Here is a 20,748-nt window from a genome sequence, read left to right on the forward strand (position 1 = left end):
CGTGGCGGGGCTGGGCACGGCCGGTTCGCTTCCGGATGCGGGGCGGGCGCGCGGGCGCGGCGGCGGGCCCGCGCACGGCCTGCCGCCGGCGCTGCTGGCGCGGGCCAAAGTGGAGGGGGCGCAGACGGTCAGGCCGGACGGTCAGCGGGGCGGAGGCTCGTCAGACCGGGAGAATAACCGCGGCGGGGTGCGGGGTATGACCCGTCCACCACGCCGGGGCATGGCCGTGGCAGCCAGAGATCACCCGCGCGGCGGCGGGTGAGCGGCGCTCAGCCGGCGGGGGCGCGATCGGCCAGCCAACGCGCCAGCCTGTCCGGTGCCTCGCGCAGCGCGGCTTCGGGGCCGCAATAGGAGAAGCGCAGGAAGCTGTGGCCGCGGTCGGGGTCGAAGTCCACGCCCGGCGTCGCGGCGATGCCGGCTTGGGCCAGCATCTCGGCGCAGAAGGTGACGCTGTCGTTGGTGAGATTCGACACGTCACACCACAGGTAGAAGGCGCCGTCCGCCTCGGCGATGCGGCGGAAGCCCAGCGTGGGCAGCGCGCCCAGCAGCGCGGCGCGGTTGCGGGCGTAGGCGTCGCGGTTCGCGTCCAGCTCGGCGGTGCAGTCGAAAGCGGCCTCGGCCGCCACCTGCGACACGTGGGGGGCGGAGATGAACATGTTTTGCGCCAGGCACTCCACCGGGCGGACGAGGTCCTCGGGCAGCACCATCCAGCCGATGCGCCAGCCGGTCATGGAGAAGTACTTGCTGAAGCTGTTCACCACCACGGCGCTCTCGCTGAAGGCGGCCGCCGTGGCCTCCTCCATGCCGTAGCTGAGGCCGTGGTAGATCTCGTCCGAGATCAGCCGGACACCGTTCTGGTGGCACCACAGCGCGATCGCGCGCAGTTCCTCCGGCCGCAGCATCGTGCCGGCCGGGTTGCAGGGCGAGGCCACGATCAGGCCTGCGGGGCGCGGGTCGAGCCGTTCCAGCATCGCCACCGTCGGCTGGAAGCGGGTGTACGCGTCGCAGGGCAGCACCTGCGGGCGCATGCCCAATGCTGTGAGGATATTGGCGTAGGGCGGGTAATAGGGTGCCGCCATGGCCACGGTGTCGCCGGGGTCGAAGGCGGCCAGGAAGGCCAGCGGAAAGGCGCCCGAAGCGCCCACCGTGACGGCGATGCGCCCCGGCGCCACGGGGCAGCCGTAGCGCTGGGCGTAGTGCAGCACCAGGCGTTCGCGCAGGCTGCGGCGGCCGAAGGCCTCGGTGTAGCCCATCGGCTCGCCGGCCAGCAGGGCGCGGGCCGCGGCCTCGGCCGCGCCGCGCGGGGCGCCGGTGCCGGGCTGCCCGACCTCCATGCGCAGGATCGCGGGGGCGCCCGGGGGCAGCGCCGCCGCGCGCGCGTTGGCGGCGGCGATCACGTCCATCACCAGGAAGGGTGGCGCCTCGGCGCCGCGTCCGACCTTCAGCAAGCGCCCGGCTCCCGTTGCAGCTCTCAGTTCCCCCGGTTCACCACGGCCAGTCCGCCGCCGCGCGGGTCCACCGCCGCCTGGCAGCTGGTGGGCTCGGTGGGCAGGTAGCCGGGGCAGCCGATCGCCACGCCGCGCGCGGGCTCCGGCGCCGCGGCCAGGGCGTCGCGCAGGATGCCGCGCCCGGCGAGCGAGGGCACCATCGGCACCGCCACCGCCATCGGGGCGGCTTCCTGGCCGGAGCCCGCGCCGGCGTAGCGGAAGGCCTTCACGTTGCTGTTGCTGACCAGCACGGCCGAGAGCAGCGGCGGCGCGATGGCGCCGCGCGGCGCGGGGGCCAGCAGGAAGCCGAGCCCGGGCAGGGTGCGGCCGGTGCCGAACAGGTTGTTCATGCTGAAGGCGCAGCTCACGGCGCCGCCGTCCGGGTCGGCCACCGTCAGCGAGGTCGAGGCGGGCAGGGCGCCCGTCGAGCCGCCGGCCGGCGGGTTGGCGAGCAGCGTTGCCGGGTCGCCGCCGGCCCGCGCGCCGGCCGCCACCGACAGCGCGGTGTTCTGCGCCGCGGCCGGCGAGGCGCCGGCGCGCAGGGCGTTGAAGGCGGCCGCGGCGGCGAGGCCGCCATCAGCCGGTGGCGGCAGGAAGGAGGCCACGTCGTTGCCCACCGCGACATTGATCGGGGTGGTCAGGCGCGGCAGGGCGTCGCGCAGGTCGGCCACCCGCAGGCCGCCGCCGGCCGCCACGGAGGCCTCGGCGATGCGCTGCGCCAGGGCGCCCTGGTGGAAGTCGCCCACGCCCAGGGTGCGCAGGCGGCCCAGCGTGGTGGCGAGGTCGGGCTGCACGATCTGCGCGCCCGTGCCCGTGGCGCCCTCGAACACGGCGCGCGAGCGCGGGTCCACCAGCAGCGAGGGGCCGACGGTGGCGAGGTCGGCGGCGAGCGTCGGCGACACCTGCGCGCCGAAGCGGGCGAGCTGCTCGGCCGGCGCCACCATCTGTTCGAAGGGCAGGCGGCCCATCCGGGCGTGCACGGCGTAAAGGCCGCGCGCCATCAGTGGCACGGCGGCCGGGCGATCGGCACCGGGGGCGTTCTGCGCCGGGGCGGCGGCCGGGAAGACGATGGCGTCGGTGGTGCCGCGGCGCGGGTCGAAGACGAGGCAGGCGCCGCCCCCCCCCAGCCCGGCGCGGGAGGGCAGCGTCACGGTCATCACCAGGCCTGCCGCCACGGCCGCGTCGGCGGCGCTGCCGCCGGCCGCCAGGATGTCGCGCGCCACCAGCGCCGCGCGCGGGTCCTCGCTGGCCACGGCACCCGCGAAGCCGGTGACGTAGCCCGGCTCGCCCGGCCGTGGGCCGGAACCGGTCAGGCCCAGCGCCGAGGTGACCTGGTTGATCGAGGAGCAGCCCGACAGGACCAGCAGCGCGGCAAGGGCGGAGACGGCACGCCGCGCCCGTGGGAGCGCGGTTGGGAGCGAGGTGCCGGCACGGGCGGGCTGGGGGTGGGCGGCCAAGGGGTGGGCGGCCAGGGGCCGAGGGCTCGCCTCACCCGCCTTGGGGGTGCTGCCTCGCCGTGGTCGTGCCATCGCCATGCTGATGCCCCTGCTCCTCAAAGAAGCCGCCCCGCCAGACACGGGCTGCGGTGTTGTGCGGAGGGTCGGTTCCGCGCGGGGCCGCGGTGCCCGGCCGGATTCGCCGTTTCCGGCCGAACCGGAAGCGCCCCCCTGCCAGGACCTGCCCCAGAGCGCGCATAAACGCCTTCCCGAAGGGCAGCAACCTCGGGCCGGCGCCCCGCCTCTGGCCGCCTGCCACCTCGTGACGTGTGGGGCGTGGGGTTCCGGATGGGGCAGGATGCCAAGGGGGCTGCGAGGAGGAGGGCCAAGAGACTGTCAGGGGGCTTGCGCCGCAACTCGGGGCGTTCCGCGCGTTGTTGCAGCGGCAACCGTGATTTCGATGCCTCGCGCCGGCGGTTTCCGCCAGGGGCGTGAGCGCGGAGGCCTTGTGCCTCTGGCCCTCGCGGCCCGATCAGGCGTATGCGACCATCAGGGTGCGAATCCTGAGATAGCCACGGAACCGGAGAGTTTTTGATGACCGCCAAGACCGAGAAGAAGCCCGCCGAGAAGAAGGTCGCGGAGAAGACCACCGCGGAAAAGAAGCCCGCCGGCAAGAAGGTGGATGCCCCCGCGAAGGGCGCGAAGCCGAACGCCCTGCAGCAGCCGCTGCAGCCCTCGCCCGAGCTGGCCGAGGTCGTGGGTGAAGGCAAGCTCGCGCGCGGTGAGGTGGTCAGCAAGGTCTGGGAATACATCAAGGCCAACAAGCTGCAGAACCCGAAGGACGGGCGCGAGATCCTGGCCGACGACAAGCTGAAGAAGATCTTCGGCAAGGATAGCGTCACGATGTTCGAGATGAACAAGCACATCGCGCAGCACCTCAAGTAACCGGCGGACGCCGTCGCGACGGCAGGTCACCAACGGGCGCCGCGACGGCGCGGGGCCGCTTCCGGGGCGGCCCTTTCCGTTTCTGGTCCGGCCGCTCCCGGGTTAGCCGTTCCGGGCCTACCGTCCTGGGGTCGGCCGTTTCCAAGCCTGCCGTTTCCGGGCTGGCGGCGTCCGGAGCGGTGGCGATCGGCCTTGCGTCGGGCCGGCAAGCGCTGTTCCACTCGGCCCGAACGGAGACCGCGATGATCAGGACCCTGTTGGCCGGCGGTGCCGCCGTGCTGCTTTCCCTCGGCCCCGCGACGGCGGCCGAGTTCACCGCGGCGCAGCGCAGCGAGATTGTGGCGATCCTGCGCGACGCGCTGCGCAGCGATCCCTCGATCCTGCGCGACGCCGTTACGGCCATGCAGCAGGCCGAGCGCAGCGACCAGGCCAAGGCGCAGGGCGCGGCGATCCTGGCGCACGCGGACGCGCTGCTGCGTGACCCGGCCGATCCCGTTCTGGGCAACCCTCGCGGCAACGTGACGGTGGTGGAGTTCTTCGATCCGCGCTGCGGCTACTGCAAGATCATGGCGCCCGCGATGGCGGAGCTGCTGGCGAGCGACGGCAATGTCCGGCTGGTGATGAAGGACATTCCCGTGCTGGGGCCCAACAGCGTCGTGGCCTCTCGCGCGCTGCTGGCCGCCATGCGGCAGAACAAGTACGCGCCCTTTCACGAGGCGCTGATGCGCCTTCGTACGGAGCCGACCGAGGCGGTGCTGCAGGCCGAGGCCGGCAAGATCGGCATCGACTGGGCCCGGCTGCGCCGCGACATGGACGATCCGGCGATCCAGGCGCGGCTGGACACCAACCTGCGCCTGGCGCAGGCCCTGTCGGTCGAGGGCACGCCGGCCCTGGTGATCGGCTCCGAGATGGTGCAGGGCGCGACCGACCTGCCGTCGCTGCGCCAGCTCGTGGCGCGGGCCCGGGCGGAAGGCTAGGTGCCCGGCGCCGCAGGCCGGGTGCTCGACGCCTACATGCCCGGCGCTGCAAAGTGGGTACTCGACGCCGCAGGCTGGGCGTCCGTGCTGCGGGCTAGGCGCTCAGCGCCGCAGCCTGGTCCAGTGCCGCGGCTTCCGAGAAGCGGAACAGCGGCGCGCCGACGAAATCATGCGCGCCGACATGGGTGAGCGAGCCTTCCGTGTCGAGCCAGATCTTGCCGCCGATCGCCCGCCAGCGATGGCAGAAGGTGTAATCCTCGCTGAGGTAGGTTCCGGTTTCCGGATCGATCACGCAGTCGAACAGGGCGTAGCCCTCACCGGCTGAGGCGCCCGTACCGGTATGGGCGTGGATGCCGCGGTAGCGGGTTTCGGGATAATGCTCGACCATCCGCAGCACCGCGTCGCGGCGGATCATCATGAAGCCGGTGCCGGCATAGACCGCGGTGGCGAAGCTGCCGTCGCGCTCCAGCGCCTCGCCCTCGCACAAGCGGCCCACGTAGAGCAGCGGGGCGCTGTCCAGCGGTTCGCCGCCCCGGGCACGGGCCCGCGCGGGTGCGCTCCAGTCCCGCACCTTGAGGGGGTAGATCCCCGCCGCGACCTCCTTGTCCGCCCGCAGCATGCGCTCGACCATGCGGGGGTCGAAGGCGATGTCGGCATCGATGAACAGCAGGTGCGTCGCCTCGGGCGTCTCCAGAAAACGTGCCAGCAGGGTATTGCGCGATCGCGTGATCAGGGAATCATGACCCAGCAGGCCCAGCGTCATGCGGATCTCCTGCGCGGAAAGGTGCTGCAGCAGCGCGATCAGCGACTGGACGTAGCTCTGGTGCAGCAGCGCCCCGAAGCAGGGCGTGGCGATGAAGACGAAGGGTTTCTGGCCCATGGCGGCGGCTCCGGCGGGGATCTTTCCCGTGGAGGCACCATCCGGGGGGCGGGTTAAGGAAGTCCTCCCCGCGGGGAAGCACGGAGCGGCCCGTCAGGGCGGACACCGGCAGCGGCGCGATGGGACGGGGAGGGTGAATGGGGCAGGACCTCGAATGAGCGGGGCTGACAGGTCGGGCGAGCGGCAGGCCTGGCACGCCCAGGGGTGGACGTTGCCGCATTTTCCCGTCCGCGTTCCGGTTCCCGACCTCACGCCTTTCCTGGCAGGCAACGTGCTTCCCGGCGTCTGGTCCTTCGCGGCACCTCTGCCGGGGCCGCACGTCGCGGTGGTGGCGCTGATCCACGGCAACGAGATCGCGGGCGCGGCGGTGCTGGCGCGCTGGCTGCACGCCGGGCTGCGCCCGGAGTGCGGCCGGCTGTCGCTGATCTTCGCCAACCTCGCTGCCTTCGCGCGCTTCGACCCGCGCGACCCGATCCAGTCGCGCTACGTGGACGAGGACATGAACCGCGTCTGGGCGCGGCAGGTCCTGGAAGGTCCCCGCCGGTCCGAGGAGCTTCGCCGCGCGCGGGAGCTGCTGCCCCTGCTGCTCCAGGTGGACGTGCTGCTGGACCTTCATTCCACCCTCTGGCCCTCGGCGCCGCTGGTGCTGTGCGGCGAGACTGCCCGCGCCCGCTCGCTGGCGCTGGCCCTCGGCACGCCGCGCGACGTGGTGGCCGATGGGGGGCATCCGGAAGGACGACGGCTGCTGGAGCACGCCCGCTTCGCCGACCCGGACGGCAAGGCCCGTGCCCTGCTGGCCGAAGGAGGACAGCACTGGGAGCCCGGCACGGACACGGTGCTGGAGCAGACGGCGACGCGGCTTTTGACGCTGTGCGGCCAGTTGCCGGCGCCGGCCCGCCCGCCCCCGCGCGGCGTGGCCTGGCAGGTGACCCGCCGCGTCGTGCCGCGGCGCCGCGACTTCGCCTTTCTGCGCCCGTTCCGCGGCGGCGACGTGATCGCGCGGCGCAACACGCTGATCGCCCTGGACGGGGAGGACGAGATCCGCACGCCGCACGACGACTGCCTGCTGGTGCTGCCGGGGCAGGCGGCGCTTCCCGGCCAGACGGCGGTGCGGCTGGCCCGGCGGGTGACGGCGTGAGGTGGCGTCGGTCCGCCTGAGGCCGTGAGGGCGGCAGGGATGCTGTGCGACCTGCCGGCGGCGCGCCGGTCAGGCTGCGGCGAACCGTGCCACGCCCGTTCTCAGGCGACCTCGCCCTCCACGGGTTCCAGCCCGAGACCGCGGATCAGCGCCGCCATCTCGGCTGCCGCCGCCTCGACCGCCGCCCCGTCGACGCCCTTGGCCACCAGCGACACGCCCTGCCGGTCGGGGCGGTAATAAGGGTAGGAGCCGATATCCAGCGCCGGGAAGCGCGCCTGGATCGCACCCAGCCCTTCCGCGAGGTTGCCTTCCAGCAGCCCGTCGGCATGAACGCTGCGCGACACCACGGCCTGCCCTCCCTCGAGGCCCGGGGCCAGCGTCTCGAACATCGCCTGCATGATGCGCGGCACGCCGGCCATGACGTGGACGTTGCCGATCGTGAAGCCCGGCGCCACCGAGACGGGGTTCTCGATCAGCGTGGCGCCGCGCGGGATCGTGGCCATGCGCTGGCGGGCGGCGTTGAACTCGCTGCCCTGGCGCTCGTAATGGGCGGCCAGCAGCGCCATGGCCTCGGGGTGCTGTTCCCACGGCACGCCGAAGGCCCGGGCGATGCACTCGGCGGTGATGTCGTCATGCGTCGGACCGATGCCGCCGGTGGTGAAGACGTGGTCGAAGTGCTGCCGCACCTCGTTGACGGTGTTGATGATGGTGTCGGGCACGTCGGGGATCACCCGGACCTCGCGCAGCGGGATGCCGATCTCGCCCAGCCGGGTGGCGAGGAACTGGAGGTTGGCATCCTTGGTGCGGCCCGACAGGACCTCGTTGCCGATGATCAGGAGGCAGGCGGTCGGATTGCGGCTCATGGTGTGTTCTCCGTGGGCGCTACAGGAAGTCCCTCAGCAACGCGACCAGCGGCTTGTCGGCGGGCGGCATCGGGTAGTCGGCGAGCTTTTGCGGGCGCACCCAGGCGAGGGCCTGCCCTTCCTTCGCAACGGGCGTACCCTCCCAGCGGCGGCAAAGAAACAACGGCATCAGCAGGTGGAAGCCGTCATAGGCGTGGCTGGCGAAGGTGAAGGGCGCCAGGCAGGCCTCGGCCACGTCGATGCCCAGCTCCTCGTGCAGCTCGCGGATCAGCGCCTGCTCGGGCGTTTCGCCGGGCTCCACCTTGCCGCCGGGAAATTCCCACAGGCCGGCCAGCGCCTTGCCCTCCGGGCGGCGGGCCAGCAGCACGCGGGTGTCGCTGTCGATCAGCGCGACGGCGGACACCAGCAGCAGGCGGGAGCCGGCACCGGCGCCCGGCGCGGGCGGTGTCGCGGCGGCCTCCGTGGCGGCGGGCGCGCCGGCGGAAAGCTCCGCCCGGCCGGCCCGGAACAGTCGCACCGGCAGGCGGGCGTTGCGGGCCGAGAATTCCTGCTCGCCCTCGCCGCAGTCGCTGAAGCCGATGCGGCGCAGCACGGCGGCGGAGCGCTCGTTCTCGGTGAGCGCGCTGGCATGGATCACGTCGAGGTCGAGATTGGCCAGGGCCCAGTGCGTCAGCCGCCGCGCCGCCTCGGTGGCGATGCCGCGGCCCCAGAAGCGCCGGCCCACCCAGTAGCCCAGCGAAGCCTCGCGCGGGGCCATGCGCTCGGGCCGGGCCAGGGCGACGCAGCCCACCAGCTGTTCCGTGCCGTCCTGTTCCTCGACGATGGCGAGGTGCCAGGCCGTGCCGGCGGCGATCTGCGCCCGGGTGGAAGCGATCCACTCGTCGGCCAGTTCGCGAGGATAGGGGAAGGGCACGCGCGAGAGCATGCGCGCGACCTCCCAGTCGTTGACCAGGCGATGCAGCGCGGCCGCGTCCTCCGCCCGTAAGGGGCGGAGGATCAGGCGTTCCGTCCGCAGCGGCGGGAAGGACGGCGCGCCGTCATCCCCCGCCGCGGCGGCCGGGTCCACCGTCAACGCTTCCACCAGCCCGCGCGGCGGGGGGCCTGTGTCGCACCGTCCAGCACCACCGGGCGCACCGGCTCACCCACCACGGGCTCCACGGAGGCCGAGGTGGCCTCGGCCTGCGCGGGGGCGACCTGTGCAGGGGCAGCCTGCGCGGGTGCGGCGGGCGCGGGCTCGGCCTGTGCAGGCTCCGCCGGTGTGGCTTCAGCGCGGGCGGCTTCAACCGGTGCGGCGTCGGGGCCGGTGGCCGGCGCGTGGTCGTGGGTGGCCGACGGCGCGGCCTCCACGACCGGCATTTCCGTGACCGGTGCTTCCGCTGCGTGCGCCTCGGACGGTGCCGTGTCCGCAACCGTCGCGTCGGAGGTGACCGGAGGCTCGGCGCGCGCCGGCTCCGCGGTCAGGGGTTCCGGACCCTCCGGCTGCGCGGCAGGCTGGGAAAGCTCCGCCGCGGCATTGGCAGGCGCCAGGTCGTCTGCCGGCACGGGCGCGGCCTCCGCCGGTACGGCCTGGGCCTCCGTGGGCTGAGCCTCCATGGGCTGGGCCGTGTCTGCCGCGGGTGCGGCCGGCACGGTGGCGCGGCGCGCGGCGGCTTCCGCCACGGCCTCGGCCGCCGCCAGGGCGTCGAAGACGGGGTCGAAGTTGCCGCCGAAGGGGTCGGCCGGCGTCGGCCCGGCGTAGCGGCGGACCGGCTCCTCGGGCTTGTCGGCCTCGGGGGCGGCGCTGCCGTCCTCGGGCCGGCGGCGTCCGCCGCGACGGCGGCGCCCACGGCCACGGCCCTCGGCGGCACCCTCGGTGGCTTCGGCCGCGGCCTCGGCGGGCGCGGGTTCCTCCGGAGCGGCTTCGGTTACGGCGTCCGCTTCCGCGGCCGGGGCCTCGGCGCCGGGCTGGCCTTCCTCGTCGGAGGCGGTTTCGGACGCGGTGTCCCCGTTCTCGCGACGGCCACCACGGCGGCGGCGGCGGCGGCGGCGGTTCTCGGCGCGGCTTTCCTCGGTCTCGGACTCGGGCGTGACGCCGGTCTCGATCCCTTCCTCGGCCACCTCCTCCGCGGGCTCGGGCAGGATCTCCTCGGGCTCAGGCACGGCCTCGGGGGCGTAGTCCATGCGCAGCGCGGGCGCGCGCTCCAGCGGCTGCGGCGCCGGCGCGGTCTGGGCGCGGGTGCGCTCGATGCGGAACTGCGCTTCCGACAGGGCGTGATCGCCCGAGATCAGTACCGCCATGGCGTGGCGCGTCTCGATGCCCGCCAGGCGGTCGCGCTTGCGGTTGAGGAGGTGCATCGCCACCGGCTCGGCCGCGTGCACCACGATCTCGGAGGCGCGGCGCTTGGCGCCTTCCTCCTCGATCGCGCGCAGCACGTGCAGCGCGCTGCTTTCCAGCGAGCGCACGATGCCGCGGCCCTGGCAGTGCGGGCAGGTCATGAAGGCGTGCTCGGTCAGGCTGGGGCGCAGCCGCTGACGCGACATCTCCAGCAACCCGAAGTGGGAGATGCGGCCGACCTGGATGCGGGCGCGGTCGCTGCGCAGCGCGTCCTTGATGCGGCGCTCGACCTGCGCGTCGTGACGGCTGGACTCCATGTCGATGAAGTCGATCACGATCAGGCCCGCGAGGTCGCGCAGGCGCAGCTGGCGCGCGATCTCGTCCGCGGCCTCGCAGTTGGTGCGCAGCGCGGTGTCCTCGATGTGACGGTCGCGCGTGGCACGGCCGGAGTTCACGTCGATGGCGACCAGCGCCTCGGTCTGGTTGATGACGATGTAGCCGCCGGACTTCAGCTGCACCACCGGCGACATCATGGCGTCGAGCTGCTGCTCCGCGCCCGCGCGGGCAAACAGCGGCATGGACGGGTCGCGATACAGGCGGATGCGGCGCTCATGCTGCGGCATGATCATGCGCATGAACTCGCGCGCCTGCTTCCAGGCCTGCTCACCCTCGACCTCGATGTCCTCGACCTCGCGGCCGTAGGTGTCGCGGATCGCGCGCTTGATGAGGTCCGCTTCCTCGTAGATCAGCGCCGGCGCGGTGGAGGCCATGGTGCGCTCGCGGATGTCGTCCCACAGGCGCAGGAGGTACTCGCCGTCGCGGCGGATCTCGGGCTTCGGCCGCTGGGCGCCGGCGGTGCGGACGATGATGCTCATGCCCTTGGGCAGGTTCATCTCGTCCACGGCCTCGCGCAGGCGCTTGCGGTCGGCGACCTGGGTGATCTTGCGCGACACGCCGCCGCCGCGGGGCGAGTTCGGCATCAGCACCGAGAAGCGGCCGGCGAGCGAGATATAGGTGGTCAGCGCCGCGCCCTTGTTGCCGCGCTCCTCCTTGACGACCTGCACCAGCAGGATCTGGCGGCGACGGATCACCTCCTGGATCTTGTAGTGGCGCATGAAGCGGGGCGTGGAGCGGCGCTCGCGCGAGCGCTCCTCGCTCGGGCCCTCGCCGTTCTCGTCGCCGCCGATGGTTTCGGGCGCCGGCTCCTCGTCCTCCAGCGTGTCGGGCGCGGCCGGGGCCTCCTCGACCACTTGGTCGACGTGCATGCTCATCGGCTGGGCGCGCCCACCGCGGGGCTGCTCGGCGGAGCCTTCCTCGGGGATCGCCTCGCCGAAGGTCTGGTGCGGCGCCTGCTCGGCCGGGGTCGCTTCGGCGGACGGCGCTCCGGCCGGGGCGGCATTGCCGGCGGCGTCGCTGCTGGCGGTGGCCTCGGCCGGGGGCGGCAGGTCGGTGCCGGTCAGGCTGTCGAAGGAGCCGGCGGCAGGCTGGGCCTCGGCCGCCTCGGGGGCGGAGGGCGCGTCAGGCGTGGACGCCGGAACGGTGGCCGGTGTCGGGGCGGCGCCGATGATGCGCGGCTCGATCCGCAGCTCAGTGCGCGGGGCTTCCGGCGCCGGCGTGCTGCCGGGCTCAACCGGGGTGATCAGCGAGCCGCCGGTGAATTCCTCGGGCACCTCGCCGGGCACGTCCCCGGACGCGCTCTCGGGCGGCTGGCCTTCCTGGATCGGCACCTCGTTGCGGGCCGGACCGGCATCGCGGCGGCGGTTGCGGCGGTCGTCGCGGGAACCACGGCGGTCGTCGCGGCCACCTTCGCGGCCACCCTCACGGTTGCGGCGGCGCAGGTCGCGGTCGTCGTCGGGGGCGGGGCGCTCGGCGGCGGTGTCGAGCTCCGCCTCGTCGTCCTCCTCTTCCTCCTGCGCCTGCATCTCCAGCAGGCGCTGACGGTCGGCGGTGGGGATCTGGTAGTAGTCGGGGTGGATTTCGCTGAAGGCCAGGAAGCCGTGGCGGTTGCCGCCGTACTCGACGAAGGCGGCCTGGAGGCTCGGTTCGACGCGGACGACCTTGGCGAGGTAGATATTGCCCTTCAGCGGGAGGCGGTCGGCCGCCTCAACGTCGAAGTCCTCGATCCGATTGCCGTCCATCAGCACCAGCCGGGTTTCTTCCGGGTGGGAGGCATCGATCAGCATGCGCTTGGTCATGGAAGCGTGTGCTCCGCGACTGCCGGCGACAGGGTGTCGCGCCGGCGTCGGCTATGGGTGGGGGCGCGGAGCGGCGGGCCACGGGGGGTGGCGCAACGGAACGCAGATCTCGCGTCGTCACGGCCATGCCGGGCTTCCGTCCTCTCTCGCACAGGGTTCCGCCCCAGGAATGGAGGGGAACCCGAAGGTTGAGCGCACCGCGCGCAGGCCCCGTTCTTGGCGCGCAACGCGAAGGCGGGCGCGAACGGGCCGGCGACGGGCGCGCAGCGGGCTGGATGGCGGCAGGTCGAAGCCTGGCGAATTGGCCCATGCGCGCCGCGAAACGCACCGATGGGGGCTCAACCGCGCGTCGATTCCGGGAAACGGTGCATCGCCCCCGATCGCGGTCCCGCGGGAGCGGGTCCTCAGAAGCGACCCAGTCCGGGCGCGCAGGGCGGTCCTCAGCGGCCCATGGTGCTGGCCGGCCGGGTTCCAATTCCCCCCCATCGGCGGCGTGCCGCCGGGGCAGGTCACCATAGGCAGAGGTCCGGAACTCCACAAGGTCGCTTTTGCGACGGGGCAGACGGGGCCGGGAGCGGGTCCGCGCGGCTGCGCCGTGGCCGCGGCGGACGCCCAGCGGGGAAAGCTGCCGGGGAACGATGCACGGGAAAGACGCCGGCCGGAAAGCGACAAGCGGGAAACGCCAGCCGGGAAACGCCAGCCGGGAAATGCTGTCCGGAAAGTGCCGAACAGGGCGTACCGGGAAGGCCGCGGCCCGGGTTCGTGCCCCGGGCCAGCGGGATCAGTTCTCCGCTACCTCGTAGCCCTCGGCGGCGATGGCCTGGGCCAGCGCGGCGCGCTCGGCGGTGGTTTCGGCCCTGACGATGCCGGTGGGCAGGTCGACATGCACCTCGGCGCGCGGGTCGACGCCGCGCACGGCCTCGGTGACGGCCCGCACGCAATGCGCGCAGTCCATGCCTTTCACGTGAAACTCGATCATTTCGCCAGTTCCTCCAGGATGGGGCAGTCGGGGCGACTGTCGCCGCGACAGCAGGACACGAGATGGCGCAGGCTGCCGGCGATGGCCTGCAGCGAGGCGGCCTTGGCTTCCAGCGCGTCCACGTGGCCTTGGGCAATGGAGCGGACCTCGGCGCTGGCGCGGCTGCTGTCGTTCCACAGCGCCAGCAGGCGTTTCACCTCGGCCAGCGGAAAGGCCAGTTCCCGCGCGTGGCGGGCGAAGCGCAGCGCCGCCACGTCGCGCTCGCCGTAGGCGCGGTAGCCGTTGCCGCGCCGCTGCGGGTGGATCAGGCCGGCTTCCTCGTAGCGGCGGATGGCCTTGGCGCTGAGCCCGCTCAGGCGCGCCGCTTCACCGATGTTCATGCGGATGCCTCCGGGGCGAGGGTCGAAGGGGTGCCGGGACGCCCATGCCCCGGCTCCTCATAACGGGGCCGCCAGCGCGACAGCCAAAGGGCGTTGCCCAGCACCGTGAGCGAGGACAGCGCCATGGCCCCGCCCGCCAGTGCCGGCGACAGCCCGCCCAGCGCCGCGGCCGGGATGGCCAGCAGGTTGAACAGGAAGGCCCAGGCGAGATTGCCGGCGATCGTGCGCCAGGTGGCGCGCGCCACCGCCAGCGTCGCCGGCACGAGTCGCGGGTCGGGCCGCAGCAGCGCCGCGTGGGCGGCGTTGAAGGCGACCTCGGTGCCGCCGCCCATGGCGATGCCGAGATCCGCCCCCGCCAGGGCCGGGGCGTCGTTGATGCCGTCGCCCACCATGGCGACCCGCAGCCCCTCGGCCTGCCAGGCGGCCAGCTGCGCCGCCTTCTGCTCGGGCGACAAGGGCGCCAGCACCTCGGTGATGCCGAGCTGTCGGGCGGTGGCGCCGGCCGCTGCGGCGTTGTCGCCGCTGAGCATCGCCACCCGCACCCCCTGTTGCCGCAGGAGGCGCACGGCCTCGGCCGCTTCGGGGCGCAGGCTGTCCTCGAAGGCCAGCAGGGCCAGCACGTCGCCTCCCTCCTGCCAGAGCCAGGCGACCGAGCGGCCGAGTGCGGCCTCCTCGTCGCGGGCCCGTTGCAGCGCGTCCGGAACGGCGCCCGGCGTCACGTCCTCCGCGAGGAAGCCGTCGCTGCCCAGGCGGAAGGCACGCCCGGCGACCCGTCCTTCGACACCCCGACCGGCAAGGGTGCGGAGATCCTCGGCATGGGGGAGATCGGGAGCACTCGCGGCGGCCACGGTCGCGCGGGCCAGCGGATGCTCGCTGTGGCTTTGCAGCGCGGCGGCGATGGCCAGCGCCTCGGCCCGGGTGGTGCCCGGGGCGGCGTGGAGGGCCGCCAGCCGCGGCGTTCCGGCGGTCAGCGTGCCGGTCTTGTCGAAACCTACCAGGGCGAGGGCGCGGCTGCGCTCGATCGCCTCGGCGTCGCGCAGCAGGATGCCGGCGCGCGCCGCGGCGCCGGTGCCGGCCACCACGGCCGCCGGGGTCGCGAGGCCCAGGGCGCAGGGGCAGGCCACCACCAGCACCGCCACCGCGTGCAGGATCGCACTGTCCGCGCCGCCGCCGGCCAGCAGCCAGCCGGCAAAGGTCAGCAACGCGACGGCGGCGACGGCGGGCACGAAGATGGCGCTGACCCGGTCCGCCAGGCGCTGGATCGGGGCGCGGCTGCTGCCGGCTTCCTCCACCAGCGCGGCGATCCGGGCGATGCGGGTGGCGCCGGCCACGGCCGAAACGCGCAGCACCAGCCGCCCGTCCAGCACCAGCGTGCCGGCCGCCACGGCGCGGCCCGGGGCGGCGGGAACCGGCGTGCTTTCGCCGGTCAGGGCGGCCTCGTCGAGGTCGGCGCGGCCTTGTTCCACGGTGCCGTCGGCGGGAATGCGGCCGCCGGGCAGCACCGCGACGCGGTCGCCGGGGCGGAGGCGGTCGGTGGCGACCTCCTCCTCGCTTTCGTCGGGCATGATGCGGCGGGCGGTTTCGGGCCGCAGCTGCAGCAGGCTGCGCACCGCGGCCCCGGCGGCGAGGCGCGCGCGGTCCTCTCCGAAGCGGCCCAGCGCCACGAAACCCAGCACCACGGCGGAGGCTTCGAAGTAAAGGTGATGCTCGCCGCGCAGCAGCAGCAACACCGAGAGCGCCCAGGCGGCGCTGGTGCCCAGCGCCACCAGCAGCTCCATGTTGCCGGTGCGCGCGCGCAGGGCACCCCAGGCGCGGCGGTAGATGTCGGCGCCGATCCCCAACTGCATCGCGGTGGCCAGCGCGAACTGCACCCAGGGCGCGGGCATCCAGTCGCGGCCGACCGCCATGCCCAGCATCCCGATCAGGAAGGGCGCGGCCAGCGCCACGGCCGCAAGGGGACGGAGCCACGCGGGGGCGCGGCGCGGCGCGGCTTCCGGCGTGCCGGCGCGCGGCAGCGGCTCGTAGCCGGCGCGGCGCACCGCCTCTTCCAGCGCCCCGGCGTCGGTGCCGGGGGCGGCATCGACCTGGGCGCGGCCGGTGGCGAAGTTCGCCTGCGCCGCCTCCACGCCCGACACCGAGCGGAGGGCACGCTCCACCCGGCGGACGCAGGAGGCGCAGCTCATCCCCTCGATATCCAGCTCGATCGAGACGCCGCCGCGCGTCGCCGGCGGCTCTGCTGCGGAGGGACGGGCGACCCCGAGGCCGCGGAGATCATCAGGCATGCCGGGGAGATGAGGGTTCCCTCTCCGGGAAGGTCAAGGGCAGGCCCGGCCGGATGGCTGCGACGGGGGCGGAGGGGCAGGACTGCGCGCGGCTGTGGCAGAACGCCTAAGTGACCGGCAGAATGCGACCGGGACAGGGCGGCGGTCGTCGTGGCGGCAGGGATGCTCCCGCCAGTGCACCAAGGACATCTTCCGGCGACGCTTCCTGGTGACGTTTCCCGGAGACGATCGCAGAGGCGATCTCAGAGGTGCCCAGGGGTCATCCCAGGGGTAATCTCAAGGGCAATCCTAAGCGTAATCCCAGGGGCAATCCTGGGGTGGTTCGGGGACAGGCCCAGGGTCGGCTGGGCTGGCACATCGGCTGGCACATTGCTTGCCATCCTCATCCGCAACGTTTCTGGGGGGTCCATGCGGGGCGCGAGTGTCGAGCTGGTCCGGGTGTCGAAGCACTACGGCAATGCCGTGGCCGTGGACGCGATCGACCTGCATGTTCCGGCCGGGCAGTACTGCTGCCTGCTGGGTCCTTCGGGTTGCGGCAAGACCAGCACGCTGCGGATGATCGCGGGGCACGAGACGATCTCGGACGGCGACATCCTGATTGGCTCGCGCAATGTCAGTGAGCTGCCGCCCGCCGCGCGCGGCACCGCCATGATGTTCCAGAGCTACGCCCTGTTCCCCCACCTCAACTGTTTGGACAACGTCGCCTTCGGCCTGCGCATGCGCGGCGTCGCCAAGGCAGAGCGGCGGGAGCGCGCGGCCGCCATGCTGCGGCTGGTGCACATGGAAAACTATGCCGGGCGGCTGCCGTCGCAGCTTTCCGGCGGGCAGCAGCAGCGCGTGGCGCTGGCCCGCGCGCTGGTGACCGAACCCTCGGTGCTGCTGCTGGATGAGCCGCTCTCGGCGCTCGACCCGTTCCTGCGCGTCCAGGTCCGTGCCGAGCTGAAGCGGCTGCAGGCGGAGCTCGGCATCACCTTCATTCACGTCACCCATAGCCAGGAGGAGGCGATGGCGCTGTCCGACCTGGTGGTGGTGATGAATGGCGGCCGCATCGAGCAGGCGGCCGAGGCCCGCGCGGTGTTCACGCGCCCTGCCACGCCCTTCGTGGCGCGCTTCATTGGCGGCCACAACGTCGTGGACGTGCCGGGCGGCGCCGGGCCTATCGCGGTGCGCACCGACCGGCTCCGCGTCCTGCCCGGAACCGTGCCGGGCCTGATCCCGGCCCGGGTCGCCATGGTGGAGTACCAGGGCAGCTTCGTGCAGCTGCGCCTCGATGCCGGCCCGCTGGGCGAGCTCGTGGCGATCCTGCCCGACAACAGTTTCGACGCCGCGCCGTTGCGGGAAGGCGAGGCGGTGTCGCTCGGCTGGGATGGCGCCGAGGCCCACCCGCTGCACGGAAACAATGCGCCGGCGCGCGTGCCGGTGCTGGAGGAGAACTGAGATGACCGACAAGAACGGCTCGGGTTCCATGATCAGCCGACGCACCCTGTTCGGGGCGGGCGTGGGCCTGGCCACCGCCGGTGCCTCCTTGAGCCGGCTGGGTGCGCCCGCGGTCCATGCGCAGGAGCCGGTGACGCTGCGCTACCTCGGCACCGCGGTGAACCAGAGCGCCGAGATCGCCGCCAAGGTGAAGCAGGACCTGGGCATCACCATCGAGTACATCCCCGTCACCACCGACGACGTGATCCGCCGCGCGGTGACGCAGCCCAATACCTTCGACCTGCTGGACATGGAGTATTTCTCGGCCAAGCGGGTGGCGCCGTCCGGCAACCTCCAGGGCATCGAGGCGCGCCGGATCAAGGAATTCAACAACATCACGCCGGTCTTCACCAAGGGTGAGATCGACGGCAAGAAGATCGGCGAGCAGGGGACCGCGCCCAAGAAGGTGCAGTTCATGCGCGGCCGCAACTCCAAGGAGTTCGCGGACGAGCAGACCGAGTGGATGAGCCTGATCCCCACCACCTACAACGCCGATACGCTGGGCATCCGCCCCGACCTGATCGGCCGCCCGGTCGAGAGCTGGAAGGAGCTGCTCAACCCGCAGTTCAAGGGCAAGGCCGCGATCCTGAACATCCCCTCCATCGGCATCATGGACGCGGCGATGGTGGTGGAGGCACTGGGTGACTACACCTACCCGGACAAGGGCAACATGACCAAGGCCGAGATCGACAAGACGCTCGGCATCCTCACCGAGGCCAAGAAGGCCGGGCAGTTCCGCGCCTTCTGGAGCGACTTCAACGAGAGCGTGAACCTGATGGCCTCGGGCGAGACCGTGATCCAGTCCATGTGGTCGCCCGCCGTGACCAAGGTCCGCTCGCAGGGCATCCAGTGCGTGTTTCAGCCGCTGCGTGAGGGCTACCGTGCCTGGGCCTCGGGCTTCGGCATCCCGCGCACGCTGGAAGGGCGCAAGCTCGACGCGGCCTACGACTTCATCAACTGGTTCCTGAGCGGCTGGGCCGGGGCCTTCCTGAACCGGCAGGGCTACTACTCGGCGGTGCTGTCGACGGCCAAGGCCAACATGGAGCCCTACGAGTGGGCCTACTGGATGGAAGGCAAGCCGGCCGAGAAGGACATCCACGCGCCCGACGGCTCGTTGCTGGAAAAGGCCGGCACCACCCGCGACGGCGGCTCCTACGAACAGCGCATGGGGCGGATCGCCTGCTGGAACGCGGTGATGGACGAGAACACCTACCTCATCCGCAAGTGGAACGAGTTCATCGCCGCCTGATCGGGGCGGCGACTAAACCCCCGGGGCGGCGAAGGTCGTTCCCGGGGGGTGATCCGGCGGAGCGGGAAGTCAGGAAGACGGGCATGGGTGTTTTGATGGCGCGGGGAAGCTGCGCTGCCGCGCGGTCGGCTTCGGCCGGGATGGGGCGCACCGGCCACTTGCCCGGCGTGTCCGGGTGCCGCGTGTTGCACGGGGGCACCGGGGCATGATGGATGCCGCGACGCCGGCCGCGGCGACCCGGCCGGGCAGGGCCGCCGCCGCGCGGCGCGTGCGGGGGCGGGGCATCTCGGTCTACTGGCAGGCCGCGCCCTTCGCGCTGGTGTTCCTGCTGTTCTTCCTGCTGCCGCTGATCCTGACGGTGGTGGTGTCCTTCTGGCACTACGACGAGTACCAGCTGACCCCCGCTTTCACGCTGGAAAACTACCACGACGTCTTTGACGGCTGCCTGGCCAAGCTGCCGGATCTCTGCGTCACCTTCGCGACCTACCTGTCCACCCTGCGCTTCTGCCTGACGGCCTGGGCGGTGACGCTCGTGCTGGGCTTCGCGATCGCCTATTTCCTGGCCTTCCATATCCGCTCGACCACGGTGCAGATGGCGCTGTTCCTGCTGGGAACCGTGCCGTTCTGGACCTCCAACGTGATCCGGATGGTGGCCTGGGTGCCGCTGCTGGGGCGCAACGGGCTGGTGAACCAGGCGCTGATGGGGCTGGGGCTGACCTCGGGGCCGCTGGAGTGGCTGCTCTACTCGCAGTTCTCGGTGATCCTGGCCTTCGTGCACCTCTACACGCTGTTCATGATGGTGCCGATCTTCAACTCGATGTCGCGCATCGACCGTTCGCTGATCGAGGCGGCGCGCGATGCCGGGGCCACGGGCTGGCAGACGCTGTGGAACGTGGTGCTGCCGCTGTGCAAGCCGGGCATCGTGATCGGCTCCATCTTCGTGCTGACCATCGTGATGGGCGACTTCGTCACGGTGGGGATCATGGGCGGGCAGCAGATCGCCTCGGTGGGCAAGGTGATCCAAGTGCAGATGAGCTACCTGCAGTTCCCGATCGCCGCGGCCAATGCGGTGGTGCTGCTGGCGGTGGTGCTGATGATGATCTGGGCCCTGACCCGGCTGGTGGATGTGAGGCGCGAGCTGTGAAGCGGATCAGCGACAAGCGCCCGGCCTCCTTCTGGTGGCTGTCGGTGCTGTTCGGCAGCTTCATCCTGTTCCTGTACGGCCCGATCATCACCATCGTGGTGCTGAGCTTCCAGGGACCGTCGGGCGGACTGACCTTTCCGATGAACGGGGTGTCCACCTACTGGTTCAGCCGGCTGTGGCAGGGGGTGGGGGTGGTCGATATCTGGGCCGCCTTCGGCCGCTCCTTCCGGCTGGGCGCGGTGGTGATGGTGCTGACGCTGATCCTGGCGCTCTCGGCCGGGCTCGCCTTCCGGAAGCGGTTCCGGGGGCAGGACTTCCTGTTCTACGTGGCGGTGGCGAGCCTGATCGTGCCCTCGATCGTGGTGAGCCTGGGCATCGGGCTGGAGTTCCGGCTGCTGGACGACGCGATCAAGGCCTTGGGCGAGCGCTGGGGCATCGGCTGGCTGGCGGGCTTCGACACGGCGGCCGGGCTTTATACCTCGGCGCTGGGGGCGCACCTGACTTGGACGCTGCCCTTCGGCCTTCTGATCCTGTTCGCGGTCTTCAACCGCTTCAACCCTGCCTACGAGGAGGCCGCCCGGGACCTCGGGGCCTCGCCGAGGCAGATCCTGACGGGGGTGGTGCTGCCGATCATCGCGACCTCGCTCGTGGGCGTGGCGCTGTTCGGCTTCACCCTGTCCTGGGACGAGGTTGCCCGGACCTCCCAGGCGATCGGCGGGCGCAACACCCTGCCGCTGGAGCTGCAGGGGCTGACCACCACGGTCACCACGCCGGAGATCTATGCCCTGGGGACCGTGACCACCGGCATGTCGCTGCTGGTGATCGCGCTGGCGCTCGGGGGTGGCCTGTTGCTGCGCAAACGGCGGGGTGGGCGATAGTTTCATTTCGTCTGAGGAAAGTGCGACAAGGGTGTTTACAGGTGTGTCTGTGGGGCCTATATCGCCGCTCACACCGGGACGGAGCGCTGGTGAGGGTTTCTGGCCTGACTTGCTGAGGCGGGTTG

At 72.4% G+C, this 20,748-nt stretch carries 16 protein-coding genes; 7 read left to right on the plus strand and 9 right to left on the minus strand.

Going from position 1 to position 20,748, the window contains the following annotated elements; translation table 11 throughout:
* Positions 1 to 269 precede the first annotated feature (269 nt).
* Both ACFFGY_RS10075 and ACFFGY_RS10080 read right to left on the minus strand, forming a co-directional pair.
* Entirely contained in the window at positions 270 to 1,403 is a 1,134-nt protein-coding gene (locus ACFFGY_RS10075) for a pyridoxal phosphate-dependent aminotransferase (RefSeq protein WP_377044370.1), read from the minus strand.
* A 68-nt stretch (positions 1,404 to 1,471) separates the two neighbouring features.
* Positions 1,472 to 2,944: a gamma-glutamyltransferase gene (locus ACFFGY_RS10080; RefSeq protein ID WP_377044349.1), complete on the minus strand. Its 1,473-nt coding sequence runs from the start codon at positions 2,942 to 2,944 to the stop codon at positions 1,472 to 1,474.
* Positions 2,945 to 3,517: 573 nt separating this feature from the next.
* Here ACFFGY_RS10080 and ACFFGY_RS10085 point away from each other — a divergent pair.
* On the plus strand, positions 3,518 to 3,868 hold the full coding sequence (locus ACFFGY_RS10085; protein WP_377044350.1) for an SWIB/MDM2 domain-containing protein: 351 nt from the start codon (positions 3,518 to 3,520) through the stop codon (positions 3,866 to 3,868).
* Positions 3,869 to 4,110: 242 nt separating this feature from the next.
* Complete coding sequence (locus ACFFGY_RS10090) at positions 4,111 to 4,845, plus strand: DsbA family protein (RefSeq protein WP_377044351.1); 735 nt, start codon at positions 4,111 to 4,113, stop codon at positions 4,843 to 4,845.
* A gap of 94 nt (positions 4,846 to 4,939) precedes the next feature.
* Here the strand turns inward: ACFFGY_RS10090 and ACFFGY_RS10095 are convergent, their stop codons facing one another.
* Positions 4,940 to 5,725, minus strand: a complete 786-nt coding sequence (locus ACFFGY_RS10095) for a hypothetical protein (RefSeq protein ID WP_377044352.1) — start codon at positions 5,723 to 5,725, stop codon at positions 4,940 to 4,942.
* Positions 5,726 to 5,879: 154 nt separating this feature from the next.
* Between ACFFGY_RS10095 and ACFFGY_RS10100 the strand changes: the two genes are divergently transcribed.
* The gene (locus ACFFGY_RS10100; RefSeq protein WP_377044353.1) at positions 5,880 to 6,863 is read left to right on the plus strand and encodes a M14 family metallopeptidase; all 984 of its coding nucleotides are present in this window, start codon (positions 5,880 to 5,882) and stop codon (positions 6,861 to 6,863) included.
* Positions 6,864 to 6,964: 101 nt separating this feature from the next.
* Here the strand turns inward: ACFFGY_RS10100 and ACFFGY_RS10105 are convergent, their stop codons facing one another.
* From ACFFGY_RS10105 to ACFFGY_RS10130, 6 genes are all read right to left on the minus strand, one after another.
* Entirely contained in the window at positions 6,965 to 7,726 is a 762-nt protein-coding gene (locus ACFFGY_RS10105; RefSeq protein ID WP_377044354.1) for a competence/damage-inducible protein A, read from the minus strand.
* 19 nt (positions 7,727 to 7,745) lie between these two features.
* The gene (gene mutT / locus ACFFGY_RS10110; RefSeq protein WP_377044371.1) at positions 7,746 to 8,741 is read right to left on the minus strand and encodes an 8-oxo-dGTP diphosphatase MutT; all 996 of its coding nucleotides are present in this window, start codon (positions 8,739 to 8,741) and stop codon (positions 7,746 to 7,748) included.
* Positions 8,742 to 8,794: 53 nt separating this feature from the next.
* Entirely contained in the window at positions 8,795 to 12,235 is a 3,441-nt protein-coding gene (locus ACFFGY_RS10115; protein ID WP_408905741.1) for a ribonuclease E/G, read from the minus strand.
* Positions 12,236 to 13,016: 781 nt separating this feature from the next.
* The gene (locus ACFFGY_RS10120) at positions 13,017 to 13,214 is read right to left on the minus strand and encodes a heavy-metal-associated domain-containing protein (RefSeq protein ID WP_377044355.1); all 198 of its coding nucleotides are present in this window, start codon (positions 13,212 to 13,214) and stop codon (positions 13,017 to 13,019) included.
* Complete coding sequence (locus ACFFGY_RS10125) at positions 13,211 to 13,594, minus strand: MerR family transcriptional regulator (RefSeq protein ID WP_377044356.1); 384 nt, start codon at positions 13,592 to 13,594, stop codon at positions 13,211 to 13,213. Before ACFFGY_RS10125 ends, ACFFGY_RS10120 begins: the two co-directional genes overlap by 4 nt.
* Positions 13,591 to 15,876: a heavy metal translocating P-type ATPase gene (locus tag ACFFGY_RS10130; RefSeq protein ID WP_377044357.1), complete on the minus strand. Its 2,286-nt coding sequence runs from the start codon at positions 15,874 to 15,876 to the stop codon at positions 13,591 to 13,593. Before ACFFGY_RS10130 ends, ACFFGY_RS10125 begins: the two co-directional genes overlap by 4 nt.
* Before the next feature lie 408 nt (positions 15,877 to 16,284).
* Here ACFFGY_RS10130 and ACFFGY_RS10135 point away from each other — a divergent pair, with 408 nt between their 5' ends.
* The 4 genes from ACFFGY_RS10135 to ACFFGY_RS10150 all read left to right on the plus strand — a co-directional run bounded on the left by ACFFGY_RS10135 (position 16,285) and on the right by ACFFGY_RS10150 (position 20,623).
* Complete coding sequence (locus ACFFGY_RS10135) at positions 16,285 to 17,313, plus strand: ABC transporter ATP-binding protein (protein ID WP_377044358.1); 1,029 nt, start codon at positions 16,285 to 16,287, stop codon at positions 17,311 to 17,313.
* Between the two features lies 1 nt (position 17,314).
* Positions 17,315 to 18,601, plus strand: a complete 1,287-nt coding sequence (locus ACFFGY_RS10140) for an ABC transporter substrate-binding protein (protein ID WP_377044359.1) — start codon at positions 17,315 to 17,317, stop codon at positions 18,599 to 18,601.
* 205 nt (positions 18,602 to 18,806) lie between these two features.
* Entirely contained in the window at positions 18,807 to 19,745 is a 939-nt protein-coding gene (locus ACFFGY_RS10145) for an ABC transporter permease (RefSeq protein ID WP_377044360.1), read from the plus strand.
* The gene (locus ACFFGY_RS10150; protein WP_377044361.1) at positions 19,742 to 20,623 is read left to right on the plus strand and encodes an ABC transporter permease; all 882 of its coding nucleotides are present in this window, start codon (positions 19,742 to 19,744) and stop codon (positions 20,621 to 20,623) included. The genes ACFFGY_RS10145 and ACFFGY_RS10150 overlap by 4 nt, the downstream gene beginning before the upstream one ends.
* The last annotated feature ends 125 nt before the right edge of the window (positions 20,624 to 20,748 follow it).

The sequence above is a fragment of the Roseomonas elaeocarpi genome (assembly GCF_042433915.1).
GTDB classification, from domain to species: domain Bacteria; phylum Pseudomonadota; class Alphaproteobacteria; order Acetobacterales; family Acetobacteraceae; genus Roseomonas; species Roseomonas elaeocarpi.

Bases quoted from the DNA above. Each gene is read 5' to 3' on its own strand.
- ACFFGY_RS10145 (WP_377044360.1), top strand. From the start codon at position 18,807: ATGATGGATGCCGCGACGCCGGCCGCGGCGACCCGGCCGGGCAGGGCC.
- ACFFGY_RS10090 (WP_377044351.1), top strand. From the start codon at position 4,111: ATGATCAGGACCCTGTTGGCCGGCGGTGCCGCCGTGCTGCTTTCCCTC.
- ACFFGY_RS10135 (WP_377044358.1), top strand. From the start codon at position 16,285: ATGCGGGGCGCGAGTGTCGAGCTGGTCCGGGTGTCGAAGCACTACGGC.
- ACFFGY_RS10125 (WP_377044356.1), bottom strand. From the start codon at position 13,594: ATGAACATCGGTGAAGCGGCGCGCCTGAGCGGGCTCAGCGCCAAGGCC.
- ACFFGY_RS10115 (WP_408905741.1), bottom strand. From the start codon at position 12,235: ATGACCAAGCGCATGCTGATCGATGCCTCCCACCCGGAAGAAACCCGG.
- ACFFGY_RS10130 (WP_377044357.1), bottom strand. From the start codon at position 15,876: ATGCCTGATGATCTCCGCGGCCTCGGGGTCGCCCGTCCCTCCGCAGCA.
- ACFFGY_RS10085 (WP_377044350.1), top strand. From the start codon at position 3,518: ATGACCGCCAAGACCGAGAAGAAGCCCGCCGAGAAGAAGGTCGCGGAG.
- ACFFGY_RS10120 (WP_377044355.1), bottom strand. From the start codon at position 13,214: ATGATCGAGTTTCACGTGAAAGGCATGGACTGCGCGCATTGCGTGCGG.
- ACFFGY_RS10105 (WP_377044354.1), bottom strand. From the start codon at position 7,726: ATGAGCCGCAATCCGACCGCCTGCCTCCTGATCATCGGCAACGAGGTC.
- ACFFGY_RS10100 (WP_377044353.1), top strand. From the start codon at position 5,880: ATGAGCGGGGCTGACAGGTCGGGCGAGCGGCAGGCCTGGCACGCCCAG.
- ACFFGY_RS10075 (WP_377044370.1), bottom strand. From the start codon at position 1,403: ATGGACGTGATCGCCGCCGCCAACGCGCGCGCGGCGGCGCTGCCCCCG.
- ACFFGY_RS10140 (WP_377044359.1), top strand. From the start codon at position 17,315: ATGACCGACAAGAACGGCTCGGGTTCCATGATCAGCCGACGCACCCTG.
- ACFFGY_RS10095 (WP_377044352.1), bottom strand. From the start codon at position 5,725: ATGGGCCAGAAACCCTTCGTCTTCATCGCCACGCCCTGCTTCGGGGCG.